This is a genomic window from Pseudomonas violetae (assembly GCF_023072615.1).
Lineage (GTDB): Bacteria > Pseudomonadota > Gammaproteobacteria > Pseudomonadales > Pseudomonadaceae > Aquipseudomonas > Aquipseudomonas violetae.
In genome coordinates, this window is the sequence record NZ_JAKNRW010000020.1 from 14,064 (window position 1) to 40,793 (window position 26,730).

At 59.4% G+C, this 26,730-nt stretch carries 25 protein-coding genes; 13 read left to right on the forward strand and 12 right to left on the reverse strand.

The window, feature by feature from the left end:
- Positions 1-13 precede the first annotated feature (13 nt).
- From L9059_RS20220 to ypfJ (L9059_RS20230), 3 genes are all read right to left on the reverse strand, one after another.
- Positions 14-973 (reverse strand): alpha/beta hydrolase, encoded by a 960-nt coding sequence (locus tag L9059_RS20220; RefSeq protein WP_247292697.1) that lies wholly within the window; start codon positions 971-973, stop codon positions 14-16.
- Positions 974-1,867, reverse strand: coding sequence for a KPN_02809 family neutral zinc metallopeptidase (ypfJ, locus tag L9059_RS20225; protein ID WP_247292698.1), 894 nt, complete (start codon positions 1,865-1,867; stop codon positions 974-976). It abuts the gene before it with no gap.
- 150 nt (positions 1,868-2,017) lie between these two features.
- Positions 2,018-2,860, reverse strand: coding sequence for a KPN_02809 family neutral zinc metallopeptidase (ypfJ, locus tag L9059_RS20230; protein ID WP_247292766.1), 843 nt, complete (start codon positions 2,858-2,860; stop codon positions 2,018-2,020).
- Positions 2,861-3,042: 182 nt separating this feature from the next.
- On the opposite strand from ypfJ (L9059_RS20230), the gene L9059_RS20235 reads away from it, so the two are divergent.
- Positions 3,043-3,822, forward strand: a complete 780-nt coding sequence (locus L9059_RS20235) for an IclR family transcriptional regulator (protein ID WP_247292699.1) — start codon at positions 3,043-3,045, stop codon at positions 3,820-3,822.
- A 141-nt stretch (positions 3,823-3,963) separates the two neighbouring features.
- The gene (locus tag L9059_RS20240) at positions 3,964-4,848 is read left to right on the forward strand and encodes a DMT family transporter (RefSeq protein ID WP_247292700.1); all 885 of its coding nucleotides are present in this window, start codon (positions 3,964-3,966) and stop codon (positions 4,846-4,848) included.
- 41 nt (positions 4,849-4,889) lie between these two features.
- Here the strand turns inward: L9059_RS20240 and L9059_RS20245 are convergent, their stop codons facing one another.
- Positions 4,890-6,191 carry an MFS transporter gene (locus L9059_RS20245; RefSeq protein WP_247292701.1) on the reverse strand — a complete coding sequence of 434 codons (1,302 nt, stop codon included), beginning with the start codon at positions 6,189-6,191 and terminating at the stop codon, positions 4,890-4,892.
- Positions 6,192-6,480: 289 nt separating this feature from the next.
- Between L9059_RS20245 and quiC the strand changes: the two genes are divergently transcribed.
- On the forward strand, positions 6,481-8,382 hold the full coding sequence (gene quiC, locus L9059_RS20250) for a 3-dehydroshikimate dehydratase QuiC (protein WP_247292702.1): 1,902 nt from the start codon (positions 6,481-6,483) through the stop codon (positions 8,380-8,382).
- Positions 8,383-8,483: 101 nt separating this feature from the next.
- Complete coding sequence (locus tag L9059_RS20255; protein WP_247292703.1) at positions 8,484-9,161, forward strand: TetR/AcrR family transcriptional regulator; 678 nt, start codon at positions 8,484-8,486, stop codon at positions 9,159-9,161.
- Positions 9,162-9,213: 52 nt separating this feature from the next.
- On the opposite strand, the gene L9059_RS20260 is transcribed toward L9059_RS20255, so the two are convergent.
- The 5 genes from L9059_RS20260 to L9059_RS20280 all read right to left on the reverse strand — a co-directional run bounded on the left by L9059_RS20260 (position 9,214) and on the right by L9059_RS20280 (position 14,046).
- Complete coding sequence (locus tag L9059_RS20260) at positions 9,214-10,068, reverse strand: shikimate dehydrogenase (protein WP_247292704.1); 855 nt, start codon at positions 10,066-10,068, stop codon at positions 9,214-9,216.
- A 5-nt stretch (positions 10,069-10,073) separates the two neighbouring features.
- Positions 10,074-10,514 (reverse strand): type II 3-dehydroquinate dehydratase, encoded by a 441-nt coding sequence (aroQ, locus tag L9059_RS20265; RefSeq protein WP_247292705.1) that lies wholly within the window; start codon positions 10,512-10,514, stop codon positions 10,074-10,076.
- Positions 10,515-10,645: 131 nt separating this feature from the next.
- On the reverse strand, positions 10,646-11,557 hold the full coding sequence (locus tag L9059_RS20270) for a LysR family transcriptional regulator (protein WP_247292706.1): 912 nt from the start codon (positions 11,555-11,557) through the stop codon (positions 10,646-10,648).
- A 117-nt stretch (positions 11,558-11,674) separates the two neighbouring features.
- Positions 11,675-12,754 carry a tRNA (uridine(54)-C5)-methyltransferase TrmA gene (gene trmA / locus L9059_RS20275; RefSeq protein WP_247292707.1) on the reverse strand — a complete coding sequence of 360 codons (1,080 nt, stop codon included), beginning with the start codon at positions 12,752-12,754 and terminating at the stop codon, positions 11,675-11,677.
- The gene (locus tag L9059_RS20280) at positions 12,751-14,046 is read right to left on the reverse strand and encodes an NCS2 family permease (RefSeq protein ID WP_247292708.1); all 1,296 of its coding nucleotides are present in this window, start codon (positions 14,044-14,046) and stop codon (positions 12,751-12,753) included. The genes trmA and L9059_RS20280 overlap by 4 nt, the downstream gene beginning before the upstream one ends.
- A gap of 224 nt (positions 14,047-14,270) precedes the next feature.
- Here L9059_RS20280 and L9059_RS20285 point away from each other — a divergent pair, with 224 nt between their 5' ends.
- The 5 genes from L9059_RS20285 to L9059_RS20305 all read left to right on the forward strand — a co-directional run bounded on the left by L9059_RS20285 (position 14,271) and on the right by L9059_RS20305 (position 19,159).
- Complete coding sequence (locus L9059_RS20285; protein ID WP_247292709.1) at positions 14,271-14,717, forward strand: DUF4879 domain-containing protein; 447 nt, start codon at positions 14,271-14,273, stop codon at positions 14,715-14,717.
- Between the two features lie 66 nt (positions 14,718-14,783).
- Entirely contained in the window at positions 14,784-15,335 is a 552-nt protein-coding gene (locus L9059_RS20290; protein ID WP_247292710.1) for a DJ-1 family glyoxalase III, read from the forward strand.
- 106 nt (positions 15,336-15,441) lie between these two features.
- Positions 15,442-15,975, forward strand: coding sequence for a (2Fe-2S)-binding protein (locus L9059_RS20295; RefSeq protein WP_247292711.1), 534 nt, complete (start codon positions 15,442-15,444; stop codon positions 15,973-15,975).
- The gene (locus L9059_RS20300; RefSeq protein WP_247292712.1) at positions 15,972-16,958 is read left to right on the forward strand and encodes an FAD binding domain-containing protein; all 987 of its coding nucleotides are present in this window, start codon (positions 15,972-15,974) and stop codon (positions 16,956-16,958) included. Before L9059_RS20295 ends, L9059_RS20300 begins: the two co-directional genes overlap by 4 nt.
- Complete coding sequence (locus L9059_RS20305) at positions 16,958-19,159, forward strand: xanthine dehydrogenase family protein molybdopterin-binding subunit (RefSeq protein ID WP_247292713.1); 2,202 nt, start codon at positions 16,958-16,960, stop codon at positions 19,157-19,159. The genes L9059_RS20300 and L9059_RS20305 overlap by 1 nt, the downstream gene beginning before the upstream one ends.
- On the opposite strand, the gene L9059_RS20310 is transcribed toward L9059_RS20305, so the two are convergent.
- Positions 19,156-20,394: an MFS transporter gene (locus L9059_RS20310; protein ID WP_247292714.1), complete on the reverse strand. Its 1,239-nt coding sequence runs from the start codon at positions 20,392-20,394 to the stop codon at positions 19,156-19,158. The two genes, L9059_RS20305 and L9059_RS20310, sit on opposite strands and share 4 nt — an antisense overlap.
- A 481-nt stretch (positions 20,395-20,875) precedes the next feature.
- Between L9059_RS20310 and L9059_RS20315 the strand changes: the two genes are divergently transcribed.
- From L9059_RS20315 to L9059_RS20325, 3 genes are all read left to right on the forward strand, one after another.
- Entirely contained in the window at positions 20,876-22,309 is a 1,434-nt protein-coding gene (locus tag L9059_RS20315) for a cytochrome ubiquinol oxidase subunit I (RefSeq protein WP_247292715.1), read from the forward strand.
- 3 nt (positions 22,310-22,312) lie between these two features.
- Positions 22,313-23,320, forward strand: coding sequence for a cytochrome d ubiquinol oxidase subunit II (gene cydB, locus L9059_RS20320; protein ID WP_247292716.1), 1,008 nt, complete (start codon positions 22,313-22,315; stop codon positions 23,318-23,320).
- A 75-nt stretch (positions 23,321-23,395) separates the two neighbouring features.
- Complete coding sequence (locus L9059_RS20325) at positions 23,396-23,563, forward strand: DUF2474 domain-containing protein (RefSeq protein WP_247292717.1); 168 nt, start codon at positions 23,396-23,398, stop codon at positions 23,561-23,563.
- Positions 23,564-23,611: 48 nt separating this feature from the next.
- Here the strand turns inward: L9059_RS20325 and L9059_RS20330 are convergent, their stop codons facing one another.
- Positions 23,612-24,736, reverse strand: a complete 1,125-nt coding sequence (locus L9059_RS20330; RefSeq protein ID WP_247292718.1) for a methyltransferase — start codon at positions 24,734-24,736, stop codon at positions 23,612-23,614.
- Positions 24,737-24,893: 157 nt separating this feature from the next.
- The gene (locus L9059_RS20335) at positions 24,894-25,622 is read right to left on the reverse strand and encodes a helix-turn-helix transcriptional regulator (RefSeq protein ID WP_247292719.1); all 729 of its coding nucleotides are present in this window, start codon (positions 25,620-25,622) and stop codon (positions 24,894-24,896) included.
- Positions 25,623-25,933: 311 nt separating this feature from the next.
- On the opposite strand from L9059_RS20335, the gene L9059_RS20340 reads away from it, so the two are divergent.
- The gene (locus tag L9059_RS20340; protein ID WP_247292720.1) at positions 25,934-26,710 is read left to right on the forward strand and encodes a ferredoxin--NADP reductase; all 777 of its coding nucleotides are present in this window, start codon (positions 25,934-25,936) and stop codon (positions 26,708-26,710) included.
- The last annotated feature ends 20 nt before the right edge of the window (positions 26,711-26,730 follow it).

Here is a 26,730-nt window from a genome sequence, read left to right on the forward strand (position 1 = left end):
AGGCACCAAACGCCTACTGCCCAAACAACTCCCTGCGCCCCTCAGGTGAGGTGAACATCCCATCCCCATCGTGCCCGACGCCGGGCACCTCGATCATCTGCTGGTTCAGCCCCTGGGGATGGTCGCGCTTCAAATAGTCGAAATAATTGCGCCCGCGCGCCAACCGATTTGCACCTTGGGCTTTCGCTTCGCAGCTTTTATCCAGGGCTGGATGATTTGGATCGATATCCTGTTGGCCCAGCAGATAAACGATGTCGCGCTTGACGTAATTGGCCTCCAGGGTTGCTGGCGTCTGCGCTTGTGCATATGCGGGCAGGTCCGCCAGCCCGTATTTCCAGCGATTGTAATCCGGACAGCCGGCGTGGCTGAACGCCACCGGCCGGCGCTCATCGAAATAGGCGTAGGAAGATGGGTTGGCAATCACATAGCGCACCCGAACGCCTGCGGCTTGAAGTTCAGGTTGATCATGACCCAGCAGCGCATAACGCTGGACCACCTGCGCCCCGCCAGAATGTCCGGCGATCACGACTTCCTTGAGCGCCGGAAACTGTTGCCGGTCAGCAAACCGGCCGATGATCTGGTCCAGTGCACCGTACGAACTGAGGGCAAAAGGCGCTGTGGATAATCCACCGGCCATCCATTCATTGCCCTGCCAACGCAAAACCGTGTCGGGCAATGGATGGCGCGCGAGGTCGGTTTCATTGAGGAATTGCGGGGCGATCACCAGTGTGGTCGACACCTGTCCTGCCTGTTCGGCCGCGCGTTCAGCGGTTTGGCGGTAGGTTTCGGCGTTGCGCAGGCGGCCGTGGATGATGATCAGTACCCGTTCGATGGTCGCCGGTGCCGAGCCGATACCGACAGCCATTTCACCTTCCTTCAACAACAGGCGACCGGGGCTGATCTCCTCCACAGCGTGTTCGGCAGCTTGGGTGCTGGCGCAGGTGATCAACAGGAACAGCCACCACTTGTTCATCTACAGGTTTTTCGCAGCGAAGGTGTCGCACTGGCTGATCTGGCCCTGAGCGAACCCGGTCTTGAACCAGCGTACCCGTTGTGCCGACGTGCCATGGGTAAACGAGTCCGGAACCACGCGACCCTGACCGCGCTGTTGCAGGCGATCGTCGCCGATGGCGTTGGCGGCATTCAGGGCTTCTTCGATGTCACCGGGTTCAAGCCAATTCAGGCGTTGCTGTGCATTATTGGCCCAGACACCGGCCAGGCAATCGGCCTGAAGTTCCTGACGGACCAGCAAGCCGCCATCGCCTTCCATTTGGCGACCTTGTTGGCGAGCAGCCTGGATTTTTGCCGAGACGCCGAGCAGCGTCTGCACGTGGTGGCCAACCTCGTGAGCGATCACGTAGGCCTGCGCAAAATCACCGGCTGCGGAAAAACGCTGCGCCATTTCCTGGAAGAAGCTGGTGTCCAGGTAGACCTTCTGGTCCGCCGGGCAATAGAACGGGCCGGTGGCCGAGGTGGCCATCCCGCAGGCGGAGTTGACTCTGCCGCTGAACATCACCAAGGTCGGATCCTTATACTGCCGGCCGGCCTGCTGGAATATCTGGCCCCAAGTGTCTTCGGTGTCACCGAGGATCGAGCGCACGAACTCGGCGCTTTCGTCATTGGCCGGTGGCGCCTTGCGGCTCTGCTGGGTGGTGGGCGCCGACTGTTCGCTCATCTGCCCGGTCAGTTGCCCGAGAATCTGCAGCGGGTCCTGGCCGGTGATCCAGCCGATACCGACGATCAGGATGATCGCCGTCAGGCTCAGCCCCTTGCCGCCACCAAAGCGCATCCCACCGCCACCGCCGCCGACGTCATCTCCACGGGCATCGACCACGTTGTCGCTGCGTCGACCTTTTTTCCATAGCATGGGGGTGCCCTCTTTCCTTAATTTAATGAAAATGCGTGGTGATGAGTGTTGCTTGTGTGCAGGAGCCGCGCCAGTCCGGTCGTCTGACAGCCTTATGGCGCGGCGGTTCTATGGGAGGGGGAGATCAATTGAAACGCCGATCAACGTACATCATGGTACGACGGGGCTGAAGGTGTCGCAGGTGCCGATGGTGCCTTGGGTGAAACCCTGCGTGAACCAGTGCCTGCGTTGCTCCGCCGTGCCATGGCTGAACGTCTCCGGAGTGATCGTGCCTTTTTGTGCATATTGCAGGTAGTCGTCGCCAAAGGTGGCGGCGGCGTTCAGGGCCTCCTCCACATCGCCGGGTTCCAGCCAGTCCAGGCGTTGCTGCGCATTATGCGCCCAGACGCCCGCCAGGCAGTCGGCCTGCAGTTCGCCCCGCACTTGCAGGCCATTTTCACCTTTGACTGTTTGCTGCCGGGCCAGGGCCTCATCCAGGGGTTGCGACAGGCCTAATTCGATCTGTACATGATGGCCGACCTCGTGGGCAATGATGTAGGCCTGGGCAAAATCCCCCACGACCGCATAGCGTTCGGCGATGGTTTGGAAAAAACCGGGATCGAGATAGACCTGCTTGTTCGCCGGGCAATAGAACGGTCCCCCGCCTGAGCCGACGTAACCGCAGCCGGAGCTCAAGCCATTGCCGAACAGGGTCAATATGGGTTCGGGATAGAGCTGGCCAGTTCGGGCGAAGAGTTGTTTCCAGGTGTCTTCGGTGTCGCCCAGAATGGCCTGTATGAATTGCAGTGAAGTATCGACGGCGGGTGCGGAGACCTCGACGCTGTCCTGCCTTTGCGGTGAATCCGGTGCTGGACTCCGCACCGAATACGCTCCAGCACCCGCCAGCGCGAGTACCAAGCCCGCTCCAAGCATTAGCCCTGTGGATTGACGGGCGTCCTTGCCCTCTCTTATGTCGTCGACGTTACTGCTCTGTCTTGCCTTCTTCCATAACATATAGATGTTCCCGAGTGGATTGATAGAGGCGGGTATCGCCTCTTCTATGAATAACGCTGCTGTCGGATTGGTGTGAGGCGAATGTGTGAGCAGAGGTAAGGCCAGGGACAGGGTCAGTTCCAGATTTTGCATTCGCAGCATTGTCTTTTAGAATCGATAAAACCTTTTGCGTGGAACGTCTCATGGCCGGCAGTCAGATCGAACGAGTTTTCAGCGTGCTGGAAAGCCTTACCGGTGAACCCCAGGGCGTACCGATGCAGGTATTGGCCGAGCAGTTGGGGATTCCAAAGAGTGCCACTCACCGGCTGCTCGCCGAGCTGATTCGCTTGGGTTATGTGCGACAGAATCCGGATAATCTGCGCTATCACTTGTCGACCAAGCTGGTGGCCATGGGCTTTCGCTACCTGTCTCGCAGCGGAGGCGACATCGTCCAGCCGGTGCTGGATCGTCTGGCCGAAGAAACCGGCGAACTGGTTCGCCTGGGTGTGATCTCGGGGGAGCGGCTGACCTGGATCGCCAAATCCCAAGGCGCCCGTTCCGGCCTGCGTTACGACCCTGACATGGGCCGCGATGCCCCCCTGTTCTATACCGCCTCGGGGCATGCGTGGCTCGCGAGCCTGTCCGATGCCGAAGCTCTGTCGCGGGTCGAGCATCAGGCCGGCGATACATTACCTGCCCCGGGGCCGAATGCGCCGCGCTCCAACATTGAACTGCTGGAGCGTCTTCGCCAGGGGCGTGAACAGGGCTATGCCTGGGTTGAGGAGAGTTCGGCGGTGGGTACCTCGGCCATTGCCGCAGTGGTGCGGCATCCGCTGGACGCGCGAGTAATAGGCGTGCTGAGTATCGCCGGCCCCAGCGCTCGGTTGCCGGGTGCGCGATTACACGAACTGGCGCCACTGCTGCTGGCGTTCACCGAAGAACTGTCGGCTGCCAGCCAGGCATCGGAGTTCTTCAATGGTTGATTGTTCGAGACGAGCGCAATGGCCGTGATGGAAAAACTGTACGCTGTTCGCACGTTTTCTCGGTCTATTCGTTTTAAAAAATGGAACAAGGTTCTAGAATATTGATCCGTTGGCTTGTTATTCCTTTCAGAGCGTACCGCCTTGACGTCACGTATCAGCACTCCGCTCTCCGGCGTCAACCAACCCTTCAAGGGTATCTTGCTGATCGTTGTGGCGACCTTCCTGTTTTCCAGTCACGATGCGTTGTCGAAATACCTTTCGGGCTTCTATCCAATCGTCATGGTGGTGTGGGCCCGCTATGTGGTGCACACCCTGTTGATGGCGGGGATCTTCCTGCCGCAGTCGGGCTTGCGCGTGCTGCGTACCAAGCGACCGCTGCTCCAGCTGATCAGGGCCTTGTGCCTGCTCGGCACTAGTCTGTTTTTCACCACCGGCCTGCAGTACATCCCCCTGGCTGAAGCCACCGCAGTCAATTTTCTGGCCCCGGTGCTGGTAACGGCACTGTCGGTGCCACTGTTGCGCGAGCACGTGACCCGCGGTCAGTGGATCGCGGTGATCTGCGGGTTTATCGGCGTGTTAATCATCGTTCACCCAGGCGGTGAACTGTTCACGCCTGCGGTGCTGCTGCCCTTGTGCTCGGCGCTGTTCTTCTGTTTTTACCAGCTGCTGACCCGCAAACTCAGCGACATTGACAGCCCGACTACCAGTAACTTCTTCGCCGGTTTGTGCAACACCCTGGTGATGAGCGCGCTGGTACCGTTTTTCTGGCAGGTGCCAACCCTGGGCCATGGCCTGCTCATGGTGGCGTTGGGTGCTTGCGGGATGACCGCGCACTTGTTCCTGACCCAAGCGTTCCGCTACGCAGCCCCGGCGTTGCTGGCGCCTTTTGGTTATTGCCAGATTGTCTTCGCAGGGTTGCTGGGCTGGCTGCTGTTTTCCCACACGCCGACCCTGACCACGATTGTCGGGATTGCGGTGATCTGCTGCAGCGGGTTGGCAGCGGTGTGGCAGCAGAGTCGTCGATAGAGGGTTGGGCAGACCTGGAATCGGGCCTGCCGCGGGAGATTTCAGTCGATAGCGGAGGGGATCTTGCGCGGGGCCATGAAGTACATCCAGATCAGCGCGATGAAGTACATTGCCGGAATCATGGTGAACAGCACGGTGTAGTTATTGTGGGTGACGGTCAGGATGTGGCCGACCAGTTGGGTCATGAACATCCCGCCAATCGCGGCGCACATGCCGCCGAAACCGAACACGGTACTCATCATGTGCTTGGGCGTGTAGTCCATCACCAGGCTCCAGATGTTCGCGGTCCAGGCCTGGTGCGCGCCGATGGCCAGGGAGATGGCAGCAACGGCGACCCAGAGACTGCTGGAGCCCGCCGCCATGATCACGCCAATGATGCAGCAGGCAAACAGGAACATGGACATCAATCGCGCCTTGATCGGATTGATCCCCCGGCCAATCAGGAACGAAGACAGAATCCCGCCGCCGACGCTACCGAAGTCAGCCGTTACATAGATGATGATCAGCGGGATGCCCATCTGGGTCACGTTGATCCCCAGGTTGTATTGCTGGTTGAGGAAAGGTGGCAGCCAGTACAGGTAGAACCAGAACACCGGCGCGGTCATCGAGTAAGCGAGGGCAAACGCCCAGGTGCCGCGCATACGCAAGATTTTCGAGAAGGGCACGCGGGATTGTTCGGGCTCGACTTCCTGCTGGATGTAGTCCAGTTCCGATTGTCTGACGCTCGGATGATCTTCCGGGTTGAAGTACTTCAAACCCCAGAACAACAGCCAGATTCCGCCCAGTGACGACATGCACAGGAAGGCGGCCTGCCAGCCCCACACGTGGAGAATCAGCGGCAGCAGCATCGGGGTAAACATCGCGCCAACGTTGGTCCCGGCGTTGAAGATCCCGGTGGCCACGGCGCGTTCCCCGGCGGGGAACCATAGCCGGGTAGTCTTGACGCAGGCCGGATAGTTGGCGGCTTCGGTCAGCCCGAGAATGAACCGGCAGACCATGAAACCGACTGCCGATGTGGCCAGGCCGTGCGCGCCGGTCGCCAGGCTCCACAGCAGGACGGCGCAGAAGAACACCCGTTTCACGCCGACTCGATCAATCAGCCGGCCCTGCAAAACAAATCCAATGGCGTAGCCGACCTGGAACCAGAAGTTGATGTTGGCGTAATCCATCGCCGTCCAGCTCATCTCCTTGGCCAGGATCGGCTGCATGACGCCCAGTGCGGCGCGGTCGATGTAGTTCAGGGTAGTGGCGAAAAACACCAGTGCCAGCATGCCCCAGCGGGTCTTGCCGACTGCCATGGCGCCTCGAACCTTGTCGCCAATGCCACCGGTAGCAGGAATCATGGAGGAGCGCTCCACGGAAGAGCTTTGAGAAGGAGTCATTTAAGCCACCGATTATTTTTATGTGGTGTTTTGAATCTATGGTCACCGGGGCCTAAGTAAGACCGGACCCAATGTGTAGTCGATGGTGGGCAGTGGACGAAAAATCGTCAATTCGCCAATCGGCATTTTGTTCGATAATCGCACATAAAACTAACTGGATAGTACACTTTGAATTGCTGTACGAGACAGCCAGGCCAATAATTCCCGCAGGAGCTCCTAAGCAGCCCCCAACAAAACCGGGAGTCGAAATATGCAGCGTTCCATTGCCACCGTTTCCTTGAGCGGTACCCTGCCGGAAAAACTCGAAGCCATTGCCGCCGCAGGCTTTGACGGGGTGGAAATTTTCGAGAACGACCTTCTCTACTACGACGGCAGTCCGCGGGAAATTAAACAGATGTGTGCCGATCTCGGTATCGCGATCACACTGTTTCAGCCTTTTCGCGACTTCGAGGGATGCCGCCGCGACCGCCTGCCGCGCAACCTGGAACGGGCCGAGCGCAAGTTTGACCTGATGCAGGAACTGGGTACCGACCTGGTGCTGGTGTGCAGTAACGCCTCGGTCGATTCCTTGGGTGACGAACAGATTCTGGTCGACGACTTGCGCATGCTGGCCGAGCGCGCAGGTGCCCGAGGCCTGCGCATCGGTTACGAGGCGCTCGCCTGGGGGCGGCACGTCAACACTTGGCAGCAGGTCTGGAGCATTGTCCGCCAGGCCGATCATCCCAGTCTCGGCGTGCTGCTCGATAGCTTCCACACCTTGTCGCTCAAGGGCGATCCTGCGGCAATCGCCGAGATTCCCGGCGAGAAGATCTTCTTCGTGCAGATGGCCGACGCGCCGATCCTGTCCATGGACGTGCTGGAGTGGAGTCGGCATTTTCGTTGCTTCCCCGGCCAGGGTGAATTCGATCTTCCTGGCTTTCTCGCACCGATCATCAAGAGCGGCTATGCCGGGCCACTATCGTTGGAAATCTTCAATGACGGCTTTCGCGCCGCGCCACCTCGGGCCAACGCCGCCGATGGCCTGCGCTCGCTGCTGTATCTTGAAGAAAAAACCCGCGAGCGGCTGGCGCAGGAGGCCAGACCAGCGGCCAGCCCCGAGATACTCTTCGAAACACCGGCAGCCAGCGAGTACAACGGTATCGAATTCCTCGAGTTCGCCGTGGACGAAAGCCTTGGCGCCAAGCTCTCCCATTGGCTGGAGCGACTGGGCTTCGTCAAGGCCGGGCAGCATCGCTCCAAGAGCGTGAGCTTGTTCCGTCAAGGCGACATCAACCTGATCCTTAACTCCGAGCCTTACTCCTTCGCCCACAGTTTTTTTGAAGCCCACGGTCCTTCGCTGTGCGCCACCGCCGTGCGGGTGAAAGACAGCGTCAGTGCACTGGCCCGCGCGGTTGCCTACAAGGGCCAGCCCTATCGTGGACTGGTGGGGCCCAACGAGTTGGAACTGGCCGCAGTGCGCGCGCCGGATGGCAGCCTGATCTACCTGGTCGACCAGGATGCCGATGTCTATGGCATCGACTTCAACCTGCAGCCGGTAGCCCAGGCCAGCGGTGGTCTAAAGTGTATCGACCATATGGCCATGGCGCTGCCCGCCGATAGCCTTGATAGCTGGGTACTGTTCTACAAGAGCCTGCTGGACTTTGAAGCGGACGATGAAGTAGTGCTGCCCGACCCTTATGGCCTGGTCAAGAGCCGGGCATTGCGCAGCCGTGACAGCTCGATCCGTTTGCCGCTGAATATCTCCGAAAATCGTAACACCGCCATCTCACACGCATTGTCGAGCTATCGCGGTTCCGGTGCGCATCACATCGCGTTTGACTGCGATGATATTTTTGTCCAAGTCAGTCGAGCGAAAGAGGCCGGGGTCCCGTTGCTGGATATTCCGCTTAACTATTACGACGATCTGGCTGCGCGCTTTGATTTCGACGACGAATTCCTCAGCGAACTGGCTTACTTCAACGTGCTGTATGACCGTGATGCACAGGGTGGCGAGCTGTTTCACGTGTACACCGAGCCGTTTGAAGGGCGATTTTTCTTCGAGATTATCCAGCGCAAGAACGGCTACGCGGGATATGGAGCGGCCAATGTCGCCGTGCGTCTGGCGGCCATGGCTAAGTCCCGCAGCGGCGCCGTCCGTCAGGCTAAGTTGTAGGAAATTGGTAAGCACGTATTCAAACCAGTGCCGCGCGGCTTCCTTCGTCGTGCGGCGCGGCCCATAATCGCCGACTGTGCAGTGATGGCCGTGAGCCCGCGATGACAATAATTTCAGAAATCTCCGCAGCGCCTGACACACCCCTTGCCGAGCCGCGCAAGAGCCGCAAAAACAACCCTGAAAAGACCCGCGAGAACATTCTTCAAGAGGCCATTGTCGAGTTCGTGCAGCAGGGACTCTCGGGGGCGCGGGTCGACGCTATTGCCGAGCGCATCCACACCTCAAAGCGCATGATCTATTACTACTTCGGCAGCAAGGAACAGCTCTACGTCGAAGTGCTTGAGAAGTTGTACGGCGATATCCGCACCACGGAAAACCGTCTGTACCTGACCGAATTGCCACCGCTGGAAGCGATCCGGCGCCTGGTGGAATTTACGTTTGACCACCATGACCGCAACGTCGATTTCGTGCGTATCGTATGCATCGAGAACATTCACAACGCCGAATACGTGAAGCGGTCCGATGCAATCAAGACCATGAATACAACTGTGCTCGACTCACTGGGCGTTATTCTGCGTCGTGGTGCCGAGGAAGGCGTGTTCCGTGCGGGGCTCGATCCGCTGGACGTGCATCTGCTGATGAGTTCGTTTTGCTTCTACCGAGTGTCGAACCGCCACACCTTCGGCGAGATTTTCCAGATCGACCTGCCGGATGAAGGCATCAAGCAACGCCATCGGGAAATGATCTGCGAGTCGGTCCTGCGCTACCTCAAGGCATGAATCCAGGATCGCAGCCCCTGCCGAACGCTGCGATCTGCTGATCTTCTGGCTCCTACTCAACCATCCCCTGGAAATGCACCAGCATCCGCTGCGCATCCGGCACCACCCCACTGAACAGCTCAAACGCCTTCACCGCCTGAAACACCGCCATATTGCCCCCGTCCAGTGTTCGACACCCCAGGGCGCGGGCGTTACGCAGCAGTTCAGTCTCCAATGGAAAGTAAACAATCTCCGCTACCCACAATTCCTTGTGCAGCAATTCCACCGGCACCGGCATGCCCGGCAGTTTTTTCATGCCCATGGGCGTGGTGTTCACCAGGCCGTCTGCAACTGCCAGGGCGCTTGGCAAATCCTGGCTTGCAGCCGCGCGGCCAGCGCCGAAATACTGATTGAGATTATCCGCAAGGGCTTGGGCGCGACGGGTCTCCACGTCAAAGATGCTCAGCAGTTGTACGCCTTCGCTCAGCAACGCGTGGGCCACCGCCGCGCCTGCACCGCCTGCACCCATTTGCACCACGCGCTCGACACTGGCGTCTTGCAAGCCGCGGCGGAAACCTTCGGCAAATCCCAGGCAGTCGGTGTTGTGACCGATGCGTTTACCATCCTTCAGCACCACCGTGTTTACCGCGCCGATTCCCCGGGCTTGCGGCGATAGTTCGTCGAGCAGCGGGATGATGGTCTGCTTGCAGGGGAACGTGATATTCAGCCCTGTGAAGTTCATGCGCTCGGCGGCCAACAGCAAGTCGGGCAGGGCGCAGCTGTCGAGTTGCAACTGGTCGAGATCGATCAGGCGATAGAGGTAGCGCAAACCCTGGGCCTCGCCTTCATGCTCGTGCAGCGCCGGGGTGCGCGACGCTTGAATGCCAGCGCCGATCAGGCCGGCCAGTACCACCTTGTGTTGGTTCATGCTGCTCACCCTTTCAAATGCAGACTGAAATGTTCCAGTGCCAGGCGATAACCATGGCTGCCGAAACCGGCCATCACCGCCATGGCCACGGCGGAGACGAACGAGTGGTGACGAAAGGGTTCACGAGCATGGACGTTGGACAGATGAACCTCGATCACTGGCAATTCGCTGGCGACCAGGGCATCACGGATCGCGACCGAGGTATGGGTCCAGGCTGCCGGATTGATCACGATTCCTGCGCAACGTCCGCGGGCGGCGTGAATCCAGTCCAGCAATTCACCTTCATGATTGGTCTGGCGGAACTCCACTCGCAGTCCGAATTCTGCTGCAGCGCGACCGCACCGCGCCGAAATGTCCGCCAGGGTTTCATGGCCATAGGTGGCCGGTTCGCGGGTGCCGAGCAGGTTCAGGTTCGGGCCGTTAAGCACCAGAACGATAGGGGCCATGGGGTATCTCCACTTATTATTGTTGGCATTGGCTAAGCTTTCAGCCTGTGGAGATAAAATGTACTAGATGGTTAATTTGGTCAATTGGCGAGGCCGCATGGCGGGCATTTGTGTGCGGTGATCGGACGGTTTTAGCGCGGCAACTGTTCAACCAGAAAATCAATGAACGCCCTCAGCCGCAGCGGCACATGGCGACTCTGGGGATAGAGCAGGGTGAACGGTCGTGAGCGTCCACTGTAGGGTTTGAGCACTTCCACTAGCGACCCGTCGGCCAACTCGTTTTCAACGATAAACCGATAAGTCTGAAACAACCCCGCACCGTGTTTCGCCAAGGTCACGCCGCCCAGTACGTCGTCGGAGCAAATCAGGTTGCCTTGCGCCAGGATCTCGACAGGCGTGCCATTGTCATTGAACAACCAGGCAATGCGCCGGCCGTTGCTGGGTAATTCGTACTGAATGCATTCGTGCCGTGTGAGCTCGTCCAGCGTCTGCGGCACACCCGCCTGCTTGAGGTATTCGGGACTGGCGATCATCACCAGGGCGGCATCTTCGAGTTGTCGGGCGATCAGGCCGGAGTCCGCGATGGCCCGTACGCGGATGGCCATGTCATAACCTTCACCAACGAAGTCGATATTGCGGTTACTGATGTGCGATTCGACCTTCACGTCGGGAAAGCGCGCCCTGAAGGCCGGCAGCAACGGCAGGATACGGTGATGGGCATAAGTGGTGGGAATGCTGATGCGCAACGTACCTGAAGGTTGCTGCTGCTGGCCCATGACCTCGCGCTGCGCCTCTGCCAACTGTGCCAGCGCCTGACGACATTCTTCGTAGTAACACCGGCCGCTGTCGGTCAGCTTGACGCTGCGGGTGGTGCGCGCGAACAACCGCACCCCCAGGTGCTCTTCCATGCGCGATACCGAGCGACTCACCGCCGCCGGCGTCACGCCCGCCACCAGCGCCGCAGCGGTAAAACTGCCAGCCTCGGCAGCCAGGCAAAACAGCTCAATGCTGCCCAACTGAAGATCGTTGAAGAGTCGCTGCATGGTTGATTACACCGAGGATCAAGTGAAGGTGATTCTGTACCGATCTCGCTTGGAGGTGAAAGGATTGGCACAAAAAAGCCGTCAAAACGACGGCTTTTTTGATTCTGGCTGTTGAACTCAGCGCCGGGTCAGCATCACTCCGGATTCCATGTGATGGGTCCAGGGGAACTGGTCGAACATTGCGCAACGGGTGATGCGGTGCGTGTCATGCAGTTGGGCGATGTTGGCTGCCAGGGTTTGCGGGTTGCAGGAGATATAGAGAATGTTGTCGAAACGACGGGTCAGCTCGCAGGTGTCCGGGTCCATGCCCGCGCGGGGCGGATCGACGAATACGCTGCCAAACTCGTAACTCTTGAGGTCGATGCCGTGCAGACGGCGGAATGGCCGCACTTCGTTCAAGGCTTCGGTCAGCTCTTCGGCAGACAGGCGCACCAGGGTGACGTTATCCACTGCGTTTTCGCTGAGGTTGCTCAGGGCCGCATTGACTGAAGACTTGCTGATTTCGGTCGCAAGTGCATTGCGTACCCGGGTTGCGAGGGGCAGGGTAAAGTTACCGTTGCCGCAATACAGCTCAAGCAAATCATCCGGGCGATCGCCCAGGGATTCATACGCCCAGTTGAGCATCTTCTGGTTCACGGTACCGTTTGGCTGGGTGAACGCGCCTTCGGGTTGGCGATAGCTGAAGGTTCGACCGCCCACGTCGAGCTTCTCCACCACGTAATCGCGGCCGATGACTTCGCGTTTACCCTTCGAGCGGCCAATCACGCTGACATTCAAGTCGGCTGCCAGTTTCGACGCAGCCGCGTGCCAGTGCTCGTCCAGCGGGCGGTGATAGCACAGGGTGATCATCGCGTCGCCGGCCAGAGTGGTCAAAAACTCCACCTGGAACAATTTGTGGCTCAAGGCTGCGCTGGCTTGCCATGCGGCTTTGAGTTGCGGCATCAGTTGATTGATGCGCAGGCTGGCGATCGGAAACGCTTCGATCAGAATCGGCGTGCGTTTGTCTTCCTGGGAAAACATTGCGTAATGACGCTCGCCGGCTTCGCGCCACAAGCGAAATTCGGCACGCAGGCGGAAGTTCTGCAGCGGCGAGTCGAACACGGTCGGTTCGGGTGCGTCGAACGGGGCCAGCAGGTCACGCAGGCGCGTGACCTTGTCTTCGAGCTGAGCGGCGTAGGCCTGGGAATCAAAAGTCATGCGTTGAACCAACCCAACTTGATCACGAACAGAATCGACAGAATTACCAGCGCCGGGTTGAGCTCACGGGCACGCCCGGACAGCAACTTGATCGCGGTCCAGGAGATGAAACCGAAGGCGATGCCGTTGGCGATGGAATAAGTGAATGGCATCGCCAGGGCGGTCACCACGACCGGCGCCGCTACGGTGATGTCGTCCCAGTCTATTTCAGCCAGGCCTGAAGTCATCAGGACCGCGACGAACAGCAGTGCAGGGGCGGTTGCGAACGCCGGAATGCTGGCGGCCAGTGGCGAGAAGAACAGCGCCAGCAGGAAGAGGATCGCCACCACGACTGCAGTCAGGCCGGTACGGCCACCAGCGCTCACGCCCGCTGCGGATTCGATGTAGCTGGTAGTCGTCGACGTACCCAGCAGCGAACCGGCCATGGCCGCGGTGCTGTCGGCGATGAGCGCACGGCCCATCTTCGGCATGTGGCCGTCCTTGCCCATCAGGCCCGCCCGCTTGGCGACGCCAATCAGCGTGCCGGAGTTGTCGAACAGATCCACGAACAGGAAAGCGAAGATTACGCTGACCAAACCGATGTCCAGCGCGCCTTTGATATCCAGTTGCAGGAACGTTGGCGCCAGGGACGGTGGCATCGACATCACGCCACCAAAGGGGGTAACACCCAGGGCGATGGAGGCGATGGTGACCACGAGGATGCCGATCAGCACGGCACCGCGTATTTTAAGGGCTTCCAGGGCCACGATCAGTGCGAAGCCGAGTGTGGCGAGAATGGGTGCCGGTTGCTTCAGGTCACCAAGACCGACCATGGTCGCCGGGTTGCTGACCACGATGCCCGCGTTATGCAGGGCAATCAACGCCAGAAACAAGCCGATGCCGGCTGCAATCGCCGATCGCAATGGCAGCGGGATGCTGTTGATGATCCATTCTCGGATGCGGAAGATCGACAGCAGGAAAAACAGCACCGCCGAGATGAATACTGCACCCAGCGCTACTTGCCAGGTATGGCCCATGTGCAGCACGACGGTGTAGGTGAAGAAAGCGTTCAGGCCCATGCCCGGTGCCAGCGCGATCGGGTAGTTGGCGATCAGGCCCATCACGGTGGAGCCAATGGCTGCTGCCAGGCAGGTCGCGACGAACACCGCGCCCTTGTCCATGCCGGTCTCGCCGAGAATGCTCGGGTTGACGAACAGGATGTAGGCCATGGCCAGGAAGGTCGTGATGCCCGCAAGAATCTCGGTCCGCACGTTGGTGTTGTGTGCCTTGAGTTGAAACAGCCTTTCCAGCATGTCTGCTCCCCGTGGCGCGCCGGGCGCCGTGAATGTATCGACCTCAACAGCAAAGCACAGACCGTGAAAGCGGCCTGGTCAATTTCTGTGGGTCGGAAAAAGCCGCGCATCATACCAGCAGCGTGGGGCTGTGGCTGCTTATGGCTGCGATCGTCGTCGATGTTTTGCGTTCAAGCCAAGTGCGCCATACTGCGAGCTGGCATTTTGGGCGACATGGGACTTGCATGAACAAGCGTCTGGCTGGGTTATTCGCGATGGTTATCGCCTTGTTGGCGGGGGGGCAGGCGGTGTGGGCTGCAGCCGCACCGGCGCTGAGCCAAGTCAAGGTGCTCAAGGTCGAGTCACCGGCCTGTGGCTTCGAAGACATCGCACCCGGCCAGGAACAGACTCGCTGTAATCATAGCGGGCCGAACATCAAGGTGTATGTGCTGGAAGTAGGTTATGGACGTGCGGCGCGGGTCGGCCTGGACGGATTCGACCTCAACGGTACCCGTACTCCCGTCTGCGCCTTTGATAACGGCAACCTGACGGAATGCACCGTCGGCAGGAAAACCGTTGGCTACCTCTACGTCTTCGATCTGGCGGGCAAGCAGGAAGGTACGTTCACCTTCAGCAATACCTCAATCAATGCTCCGGGCAATACGCTGTCGACGCAGCTTTACATCAAGTAAATGCCCGCTCGGACAGGAGGCGGGAAAGCTGACTACGCTTTAAAGACCTTTCAGTGGATGTCCCCCATGACCTTTAGAGCCCTGATTACCCTCGCCGAGGGCATCGATGATCTGCAAACAGTGACGTTGGTCGATGTGCTGCGCCGCGCCAAGGTGGAAGTGGTGGTGGCCAGTATTGAAGGCCGGCGCATGCTGACCTGTGCCCGCGGTACGCGCTTGACCGCCGATGCCATGCTGGTGGATTTGCTCGCGCAACCCTTCGATCTGATCGCACTGCCTGGCGGAGCGGTGGGCGCGCAGCATCTGGCAGCCCATCAACCTTTGCAACAATTGATCAAGGATCAGGCGGCCGCCGGTCGTCTGTTCGCCGCAATCGCCGAATCTCCGGCGCTGGCGCTGCAAACCTTTGGGGTGTTGCGACAGCGACGCATGACCTGCCTGCCCTCTATCAGTCATCATTTGTCGGGCTGCAATTTTGTCGATCAGCCGGTGGTGGTCGACGGCAATTGCATCACCGCCCAAGGTTCGGGCGGCGCGCTGGCATTTGCCCTGGCCCTGGTGGAACAGCTGTGTGGCAAGGCAGTACGCACGGCGGTGGCGGCAGAACTGCTGGTCTGACACCGCAGATCAATCCCCTTGAACGCTGTTCACCTTGCGAAGTCGTACCCCTTGTGACGGCGGTTTGCCAAAACGCCGCGAATAGACGACCCATCGTGAGGTGTATATGAGCGCGACCATCGACGACGCCACGCAAGCGTCTTTTGCCCGCCACCCACTGGGCTTGACGCTCAATGGCCAGACGCGCCAGCTTGAGGTCCTGCCCTGGACCACCTTGCTGGATTTGCTGCGGGAACACCTGGACCTGATCGGCACGAAAAAAGGCTGTGACCATGGCCAATGTGGTGCCTGTACGGTGTTGCTCAACGGCAAGCGGGTGAATGCCTGCCTGACGCTGGCGGTGATGTGCGATGGTGCCGACTTGACCACCATCGAAGGCCTTGCCGAGGGTGAGCAGTTGCATCCGATGCAACAGGCGTTTGTCAAACACGATGCCTTCCAGTGTGGGTATTGCACGCCAGGGCAGATATGCTCGGCGGTCGGGCTGGCTAACGAAGGACGAGCCAGCACCACCGCAGACATCAAAGAGTTGATGAGCGGCAATCTGTGCCGCTGCGGCGCCTATAGCAATATTCGTGATGCCATTGAAGAAGCACTTCCCGCCTGCCGCGCTAATGCCGGGCAAGGGGGTGGCCAATGAATCCCTTTCATTACAGCAAGCCTGAATCGGTACAGGACGCGGTGCATCTCGCGGGGCCCGCATCACGCTTCATTGCCGGCGGTACCAACCTGCTGGACCTGATGAAGGAAAATGTCACTCGTCCCGAGCACCTGATCGACATTACCGGCCTGCCTCTGCGCGAAGTGCACGAAACTGATGGAGGCGGGCTGATGATCGGCGCCCTGGTCAGCAATGCGGACCTGGCCTGGCACCCGTTGATCGAACAGCGTTACCCGCTGTTATCACAGGCGATACTGGCGGGTGCATCGCCGCAGCTGCGCAACATGGCCAGCACCGGTGGCAACCTGCTGCAACGCACGCGCTGTTATTACTTTTACGATGCCAGCGTGCCGTGCAACAAGCGCGAGCCAGGCAGCGGCTGTCCGGCGCGGGACGGTTTGAATCGGATTCATGCGATCTTCGGTGCCAGCGCCCAGTGCGTCGCCACCCACCCTTCGGATATGTGCGTGGCTTTGGCGGCACTCGAAGCCGTGGTGCATGTGCAGGGGCGTGGCGGCCCGCGGACTATCGAGTTTGCCGATTTCCATCGCCTGCCGGGCGATGCGCCCGAGCGCGACAATCAGCTGGCCGACGATGAGCTGATCACGAGCATTGAATTGCCTGCCACCGGTTTCGCCGAATACAGCCATTACCTCAAGATTCGCGACCGCGCCTCTTATGCCTTTGCCCTGGTTTCAGTGGCCGCCGCGCTTGACCTGAGCGGGCCGGTCATTCATGGAGCACGTCTGGTGCTGGGAGGCGTTGCGCACAAGCCGTGGCGCGACAAGTCAGTGGAGAATGCCCTGGTGGGTAAAACCGTTAGCCGCGAAACCTTCACCGCTGCCGCCGATGCGTTGCTGCGAAACGCCGAACCGCTTGAGCACAACGCCTTCAAAGTCAAACTGGCGCGCCGGGCGATTGTCCGTGCGCTGAGCGATGCCGCGCTGGGAGGTCAAGCCTGATGAATACATTCACTCAACCCATGGGCCAACCGCTGGATCGTGTCGATGGTCATCTCAAGGTGACCGGCCAGGCACGTTATGCCGGCGAGTTTCCCGAACAGGGCCTGCTGCATGGCAGTGTGGTCTCCAGCAATATCGCGCGTGGACGGGTACTGAGCATTGATGCCTCGGCAGCCCTGGCATTGCCCGGCGTCGTTGCCGTGATCGATCACACAAGCCGACCGCCAATAGCCAGTTATGACAAAAATTACGAGGACGCGGACTCCGCCGAAGGCTCACCGTTTCGTCCGCTCTACAACGATCAAATCCAGTACAGCGGCCAACCGCTTGTGCTGGTGGTGGCCGACAATCTGGAACTGGCGCGGCACGCGGGGTCGCTGGTGCGCATCGAATATGAAAGCGAGGCCCATCAAACCGATCTTCTGGCGATGCAGAGTCAAGCTCATCCGGCACCCGCCGAGTTGCCCAAGCCCCGCGGGAATTTTCAGGCCGAGTTAGCCGGTGCGGCACTGAGTCTCGATTTGCACTACAGCACTGCGATCGAACATCACAACCCGATGGAGCCGCATGCCAGCACCGTGCTCTATCAGCCCGACGGCACTTTGCACATTCACGATAAGACCCAGGGACCGCAGAACTGCCAGTCCTATGTGCAAAAAGTTTTTGGCCTGGAGAAAGAGCAGGTGCGGATTTTCGCGGCCTTTGTCGGTGGCGCCTTTGGTTCCGGCTTGCGTCCGCAATACCAATTACCACTCGCCGTGATGGCCGCGCTCAAACTCAAGCGTTCGGTGCGCGTGACCCTGACCCGTCAGCAGATGTTCACCTTTGGCTACCGGCCTCGCACTTTGCAGCGTCTACAGTTGGGCGCTGCGGCTAACGGCCGGTTGCTGGCGGTGGGGCACACTGCGATCGGCCAGACCTCGCGATTTGAAGACTTTACCGAGCATGTGGTGGAGTGGAGCGGCATGCTTTACCAATGCGATAACGTGCAGTTGACCTACAAGCTGGTGCCGCTGGATGTGTTCACGCCGCTGGACATGCGCGCCCCGGGTGCCGCACTCGGCCTGATCGGCCTGGAGTGTGCAATGGACGAGCTGGCGTGCGCGCTGGCGATCGACCCGGTACAACTGCGGCTGATCAACTATGCAGAGCGCAACCAGAACGAAGATAAACCTTACTCGAGCAAGGAACTGCGTGCTTGCTACGAGCAGGGCGCCGAACGCTTCGGCTGGAACCAGCGCAACCCCGAACCTCGCAGCATGCGCCATGACCGGCAGTTGGTCGGCTGGGGCATGGCCGGTGGTGTCTGGGAAGCCATGCAAAAGAAGGCCAGCGCCAAAGCCAGTCTCGACCATAGCGGCAAACTGACGGTCAGCAGCGCAACGACTGACATCGGTACCGGGACCTACACCGTCATGACGCAGATTGCCGCCCAGGCCTCCGGTGTTTCGGTGCAGGACGTCACCTTTGTGCTCGGTGACTCGTCGCTACCCACTGCGCCACTGCAGGGCGGCTCCTTTACCGTTTCCTCGGTCGGCACAGCGGTCCAGCAGGCGTGTGCAGCGCTGAAGGAAAAACTGTTGGCGGTTGCCCGGCAAACCCATCCGGCATTCGCTGCAGTCACCTCGGAACAGGCTGTGTTCGAAGGCGGGCAGTTGTGTTCAGGTGACTTGCGGGTGTCTCTGGCCGAGCTGGCCCGCAGCAGCGGCGAAGCGACCCTGGAAGTCCAGGTGGATGCCGAGCCTGACAAAAAACGCGAAGCGTACGCCACCGCCACACACTCGGCGGTGTTCGTCGAGGTGCTGGTCGATGAAGACCTGGGCACCGTGAAGGTCAATCGCGTGGTCAGTGCCATCGCCGCCGGCCGGGTGGTGAACCCGAAGATGGCCCGCAGCCAGATTCTCGGCGGGGTGGTCTGGGGAATTGGCATGGCGCTGCACGAGGAAACCCAGACCGATCATGCACTCGGTCGGCACATGAACCACAGCCTCGCCGAATATCACATCCCGGTAAATGCGGACATCGGTGACATCGACGTGCTGTTCGTCGAAGAGCGCGACGAGATCGTCAATGCCCTGGGTTCTAAGGGTGTGGGCGAGATCGGTATCGTGGGTGTCGCCGCAGCGGTGGCCAACGCGATATACCACGCCACGGGAAAAAGGGTGCGGGACTTTCCCATCACCCTCGACAAGCTGCTTTAGGCCTTGGCTTCTTCCGCCGGTACATGCATGCGGTCGCGGTTGGCCAGGGTCGGGAACAATTTGATCCAGACCCCGGTCACCACCAGGGTGCCGATTCCGCCCATGACCACGGCGGGGACAGTGCCGAACCAGTGAGCGGTGAGGCCGGATTCGAACTCGCCCAGCTGGTTCGAGGCGCCGATGAACAATCCGTTCACGGCGCTGACCCGGCCGCGCATTTCGTCAGGGGTTTCAAGTTGTACGAAGGAGGCCCTGATGACCATGCTGATCATGTCCGCTGCGCCCAGTACCACCAGGACTGCCAGGGAGAACCAGAACGACGTAGACAGGCCGAAGGCGATGGTGGCGACCCCGAATACTCCCACCGCAGTGAACATCACCCGGCCGACGTTGCGATCCACGGAAAACCGCGCGAGCCAAAGCGACATCAGCAGTGCGCCGACCGCCGGCGCCGAACGCAATAGGCCCAGTCCCCAGGGCCCGGTCAGCAAGATGTCCTTGGCAAATACCGGCAGCAACGCGGTCGCGCCTCCGAGCAACACGGCAAACAGATCCAGGGAAATAGCCCCGAGGATGTCCGGTCGACTGCGAATGAAGCGGATACCCGCCAACAGCGAGTCCAGCGTGGCCTTGCCTTTGTTCAGCGGAGTCTGCCGGGCCGGCAGGTTGAGCATCAGGCAGCAGGCAACGATGTACAGAATGACCGTGGGACCATAAACCCAGGCGCTGCCGAAGGCGTACAGCAAACCGCCGAGCGCGGGAGCAACGATGGTCGCCGATTGTTGCGCCGACTGGGCTGCGGCCACCGCGCGGGGAAACAGCGCGCTGGGCACGATGCTTGGCAGCAAGGCCTGGGTCGTGGGCATCTCGAACGAGCGCGCAGCGCCCAGAAGGAATGCGAGGATAAAGATCATTTCCCGGGTGACATGCTCGGTCGCGCTGCCAATGACCAGCGCCAGGGCGATCAATGCCTGCAGAGACTGACAGATGGCAGCTACCTTGCGACGGTCGTAGCGATCGGCCACATGGCCAGTGTGCAACATGAACAGCACCCGCGGGGCAAATTCCACCAAGCCTACGAGGCCCAGGTCAAGTACGTTGTCGGTGAGCTGGTAGAGATTCCAGCCGATGGCAACGGTCAGCATCTGGAAGCCGCTGGCGGTGAAGATCCGGGCCAGCCAGAACGCGATGAAAGGGCGATGGTGACGTAACAGCAAAGGCGGTTGACTGGGCATCTGGAGGCGGATCTTGAGCGGGGAGAACGTCGAGACTACCACCAACATGTAACCAGAAGTTGCAGGGTTAAAAAATTCTGTTAGCTAGACACCGATCTCGTGAGTACCGATATTCCCTGTGGGAGCGGGCTTGCTCGCGAAGGCATCAGCACAGGCCCCCGCAAGGTGACAGGCGGATCCCTTTCGCAAGCAAGCCTGCACACAGTGGATTGTTACAACCCATGACCAGCGCCGGTGAGGCAACCTGTCACGCGGCAAAAGACCACACCGGTCACCCGCAAAAATGGGACTACTCTTTCAACCATGCTTGATCCAGATCAAAACCCCTCGTGGAAATGATCCGGCGGCCAATTGGCCAGACTCCCTACGTGTGATGCAGGTAAAAAAAGAACGAATTTGAATTCGCCACACTCCATATCCGTGGGGGCAGTGGGTGCAGGCCGCAGGCCTTCAGCCGGAATTACCAGACAGAGGAAGACTTATGTTCGGTTTGGAGGCGCTTGATCTCGCCCGAATTCAGTTCGCGTTCACCATCTCATTCCACATCCTGTTCCCGGCCATCACCATTGGCCTGGCGAGTTACCTGGCGGTGCTCGAAGGCTTGTGGCTGAAGACCAAAAACGACACCTACCGCGATCTGTACCACTTCTGGTCGAAGATATTTGCCGTCAACTTCGGTATGGGCGTGGTCTCCGGGCTGGTCATGGCTTATCAGTTCGGCACCAACTGGAGCCGGTTCTCCGACTTCGCCGGTGCCGTGACCGGCCCCTTGCTGACGTACGAGGTGCTCACCGCCTTCTTCCTCGAAGCCGGGTTCCTCGGTGTGATGCTGTTCGGCTGGAACAAGGTCGGGCGCAACCTGCACTTCTTCTCGACGGTGATGGTGGCCATCGGCACGCTGATCTCGACTTTCTGGATCCTCGCCTCCAATAGCTGGATGCAGACGCCCCAGGGCTTCGAGATCATCAACGGCCAAGTCATTCCTACCGACTGGTTTGCGGTCATCTTCAACCCGTCATTCCCGTACCGCCTGATGCACATGGCAACGGCGGCATTCGTTGCAACGGCCTTCTTCGTCGGCTCCTCGGCAGCCTGGCATTTGCTGCGCGGCAAGGACAACCCGGCCATTCGGACCATGCTGTCGATGGCCATGTGGATGGCGTTGATCGTGGCGCCAATCCAGGCGGTGATCGGCGATTTCCATGGCCTCAATACCCTCAAGCACCAGCCGGCGAAAATCGCAGCGATTGAAGGACACTGGGAAAACCATGGCGATGAGCCGACCCCGTTGATCCTGTTCGGCTGGCCCGACATGAAAGCCGAGAAAACCAAATATGCGGTCGAGATTCCCTACCTGGGCAGCCTTATCCTTACGCACTCGCTGGACAAACAGGTCCCGGCGCTCAAGGATTTCCCGCCTGAGGATCGGCCCAATTCAACCATCGTCTTCTGGTCGTTCCGGATCATGGTCGGCCTGGGCTTCCTGATGATCTTCACCGGTTTGTGGAGCCTGTGGTTACGCAAGCGCGACAAGCTGTACACCTCACGTCCGTTCCTCTACCTGGCGTTGTGGATGGGGCCGTCCGGCCTGATCGCGATCCTTGCGGGCTGGTTCACTACGGAAATTGGCCGTCAGCCGTGGGTGGTCTACGGCTTGATGCGCACCGCCGATGCCTCCTCAAACCACAGCTTCATACAGATGAGCATCACCCTGATCATGTTCGTCGTGGTGTATTTCGCCCTGTTCGGTGCCGGCCTTGGCTACATGATGCGCCTGGTGCGCAAAGGACCGAAGATCGACGAAGGCAAGGAAACCAACGACGGTGGTCCTGGCAAGCAACGCACACCAGCGCGTCCGCTGTCGGCAGCTGACGACAGTGCCGACAACGACCACAGCCTGACCAAGGAGATTTGAGTCATGGGTATTGATCTTCCGCTGATCTGGGCCGTGATCATCATCTTCGGCATCATGATGTACGTGGTCATGGACGGTTTTGACCTGGGCATCGGCATCCTCTTCCCCTTCATCCCGGGCAAGGTCGACCGCGACGTGATGATGAACACCGTCGCGCCGGTCTGGGACGGCAACGAAACCTGGCTGGTTCTGGGCGGCGCAGCGTTGTTCGGCGCGTTTCCACTGGCCTATTCGGTGGTGTTATCGGCGTTGTACCTGCCGCTGATTTTCATGCTGATGGGCCTGATCTTCCGCGGAGTAGCGTTCGAATTCCGTTTCAAGGCCAAGGATCACAAGCGCCACCTGTGGGACAAGGCGTTCATCGGCGGGTCGGTGGCGGCAACGTTTTTCCAGGGGGTTGCACTCGGCGCGTTCATCGATGGTTTGCCGGTGGTCAACCGGCAATTCGCCGGTGGCTCGCTGGATTGGCTGACACCGTTCACCCTGTTCTGCGGCGCGGCACTGGTAGTCGCTTATGCGCTGCTCGGTTGCACCTGGCTGATCATGAAGACCGAAGGCAAGTTGCAGGAACAGATGCACAACCTCGCGCGCCCCTTGGCTTTCGTGCTGCTGGCGGTGATCGGTATCGTCAGCATCTGGACTCCGCTGGCGCATCCCGAGATCGCCTCGCGCTGGTTCACTTTGCCGAACCTGTTCTGGTTCCTGCCGGTGCCGATCCTGGTACTGGTGACGATGTACGGATTGATTCGTGCTGTGGCGCGCAACGCCAACTACATGCCGTTCCTGCTGACGCTGGTGCTGATTTTCCTTGGCTACAGCGGTCTGGGAATCAGCCTGTGGCCGAACATCGTGCCGCCGTCGATCTCGATCTGGGACGCTGCCGCACCGCCGCAGAGCCAGGGCTTCATGCTGGTGGGTACACTGTTCATCATTCCGTTTATCCTGGGCTACACCTTCTGGAGCTATTACGTGTTCCGCGGCAAGGTCACCCACGAGGATGGCTATCACTAGGGCTTGTGGGAGCAGAGCTTGCTCGCGATGGCGTCGTTTAAGGCGCCATCAACCTTGAGAAGGAGGGTTAAAGTCATGACGGGTAAACATTCATTGCAGGAAATCGAAGCGGCGGAGAAGAAGCCGCTATGGCAGAGGTTGGGCTGGCTGGCAATGATCTGGGTCGGTAGCGTGGGTGCATTGTTCATCGTCGCAAGCCTGATGCGCATGTTCATGAACGCTGCCGGCTTGAGCACGCATTGATACGTCGCATAAAAAAACCTCCTGATGTGGAGGTTTTTTTTGCCCGGATTATTTGCGCGCTTTGAGAATCACGAACTTTGGCGTCGCTGCCACCTGTTCGACTCCGCGGAACAGCCGCGCCAGTTTGCTGTGATAGCTCAGGTGACGATTGCCCACGATGTACAACGCGCCACCCACCACCAGCGCCTCCCGGGCCTGCTGGAACATGCGCCAGGCGAGGAAATCCCCGACGACTTGTTGCTGGTGAAAAGGGGGATTGCACAGCACCACATCAAGCGACTGCGGTGCCTGTTCGGCCAAGCCATCGCCGGCGCGCACTATCACTTCTCGATCACCCAGCGCCGCACGCCAGTTTTCGTTCGCCGATTGCACTGCCATGAACGACTCGTCGACCAGCGTGTAATGCGCTTCAGGGTTTTGCAGTGCGCTTGCGATGGCCAACACGCCGTTGCCACAGCCCAGGTCCGCGACCCGCGCTGTCCCGAGATTCGTCGGCAAATGCGCAAGAAAGGCACGGGTACCGATGTCGAGGCCTTCGCGGCAGAACACGTTGGCGTGGTTGAGCAGCTCGATAGCCGGCGCATCCATCTGATAACGGGTCGGGTAGGGCGACACAGCCGGTGGCTTGGGTTCTGCGGTAGCGACCAGCAGCCGGGCCTTCTTGACCGCCAACGAAGCCTGTACCGGGCCAATGTAACGTTCGAGCAGATCACCCGCCGCGCGGGGTAGATGCTTGATCATGGCGGCGGCCACCACCTGGGCGCCAGGTGCCAGCTGTCCTTGAAGACGGATCAGTTGCTCTTCCAGCAGGGCCAGGGTTTTCGGGACCCGGATCAGCACCTGATCGAACGGGCCGGCAAATGGTTGATGGGCCGGTACTTTCGGCACCGCATCAAAGGCATGACCATTGCGGAGCAGATTTTTTTCCAGGCCCTGAAACGCCAGGAACGAGTCGCCGCTGCTGGTGACCTGAACGTTACCGATCAGGCTTGCAGCCAGCGCCCCGAAGCTGTCGTTGAGTACCAGGACCCGCGCCTGCGCAGCCGGTTGCAGTTGCGCCAAGTGATTGAGCAGGTACTCGTCAGCGGCATCAAATGCCTGCAACGGTTCGTTCGACTGTTCGGGCTGGCGGATCAGGTCGAGGCGGGCGAAAGGTGTTTCGAGCAAAGGCATGGGGCGTGGCTCTTGGTGATCAACGGGGTTCCCGCCGCCAAGGGCCTGTTGCGGGCTGATCCGGCCGAGTGTACTGCGCCATGCGGGTCTGCACGTCATCACTCAGGAAGGACCGCAAATGGTACTTTTTTTTCTTCAGAATTACTCGTGGCATTTTTCAGCTAACGGTTGAAGGCGCGAGGAACCCCGCTGTGATTGCGGCAATCACTGCGGAAATCTTGTTGCTGACACCCAGCTTTGTCATTGCGGCCTGTACGTGAAAATTGACCGTTCGAGCAGTCACGTTGAGGATTCGTGCGGTTTCTCCTGCGGTCTTGCCCGCCGCAGCCAGGCGCAGGACATCGATCTCACGGACCGACAAATGCGGCAATGACGGCTTAGACTGCTTTGGGAGGGTTTGCGCGACCAGCGTATGCAGATGACGCCCAATGAACATCGAGAAGCCAACTTTCTCGTATAGCTCGAAAGCCGTGAGGGGGTAATGGCTACGGGTCATGCTCAAGGTGCTGCACAGTCCGTTCTCTTCATCAATGAACGACTGTGACCAGCCGTGCTGAAGGCCATGGTGCTCAAGCGCGTCCCATACCCATGGAGTCCGGGAAAAAAGCTCTTCAGTCCAGACCATGGGTAACATTGTATGATTGCAATGAGCCACTATTGGATCGCGATGTTCACCACCTTCCTGATCGCATCTCAAGTTCCAGCTCGTTGGATAGTTGTCAAAGCCGGCCAGTTGCGACGGCGCCTTGCTATTCAAGTAACTGACTGAAAAGGCACAAAATTTGAAACCGATGTTGTTGATGAATTGCAGCGACAAGTCATACGCAGTCCGGGTTTCAGTTGTCAGTGTAAGTCGTTTCAGTTGGGACTCTTTCCACGGTTCCATAGTGAATCTCCGGGCACAAGTCGGATAGGGGGGGCTTTTGGATCCGAGATCCGGCACGTTGCAGAGTGTAGGATTATTCCTTCAGAGATGCCGATAATATTTTGACGCGATTAGACCATAATTTAACTAGATTGGTTCTAATACAGTTTGGAGTTTTCTCAAGTTAATTAAATGTCATGCCTCATGTGAAGAGTGTTTAACCAGCGGGTTAAACACATTGCTAGTGTTCCGTTTAAAGTCATTGCAAATCGTCGGTGTTTAATTGCGCCGCTTTGCGGGAAACTGAAGCTCTCTGTGGAATGGAGCGACACATGACTGCCAGTGCAGAAAAATTTACCCGCCAGACCTTGCTCAGTGTTCAACCCCTGACTCCGAATCTGTTCACCTTGCGCACCACGAGGGATCCCGGGTTCCGCTTTGGAGCGGGGCAGTTCGCCCGCCTTGGCGTGACTAAGGCCGACGGCAGCACGGTGTGGCGTGCGTATTCGATGGTGTCCTCGCCCCACGACGAGTTTCTCGAATTTTTTTCCATCGTGGTGCCCAATGGCGAATTCACCAGTGAGCTGAGCCGGCTTGTAGAAGGGGACTCGCTGTTGATCGACCGCCAGGCGTTCGGCTACCTGACACTCGATCGTTTTGTCGACGGGCGAGACCTCTGGTTACTGGCAACCGGCACCGGCGTCGCGCCGTTCCTGTCGATCCTGCAGGACTTTGAGGTGTGGGAGAAGTTTGAACGAATCGTCCTGGTCTATAGCGTACGAGAAGCCGCAGAGCTGGCGTATCAGGAGCTGATCGCCGGGTTGGCGCAGCGTGACTACTTGGCGGAATATGCGCACAAGCTGCAGTTCATCCCCATTGTCACGCGTGAGTCCCACGCGGGCGCTCTGAATGGGCGAATCACGACACTGATCGAAAGTGGAGAACTTGAGGGCGCGGCGGGGCTGACTCTCAAGCCGGAACACTCGAGGGTGATGCTTTGCGGCAACCCGCAAATGATTGATGACACGCGTCAACTACTCAAACACAGAGGCATGCATCTGAGCCTGAGCCGGCGCCCCGGGCAAGTGGCGGTGGAAACCTACTGGTAATAGAACGGCGCCGAAAGGGC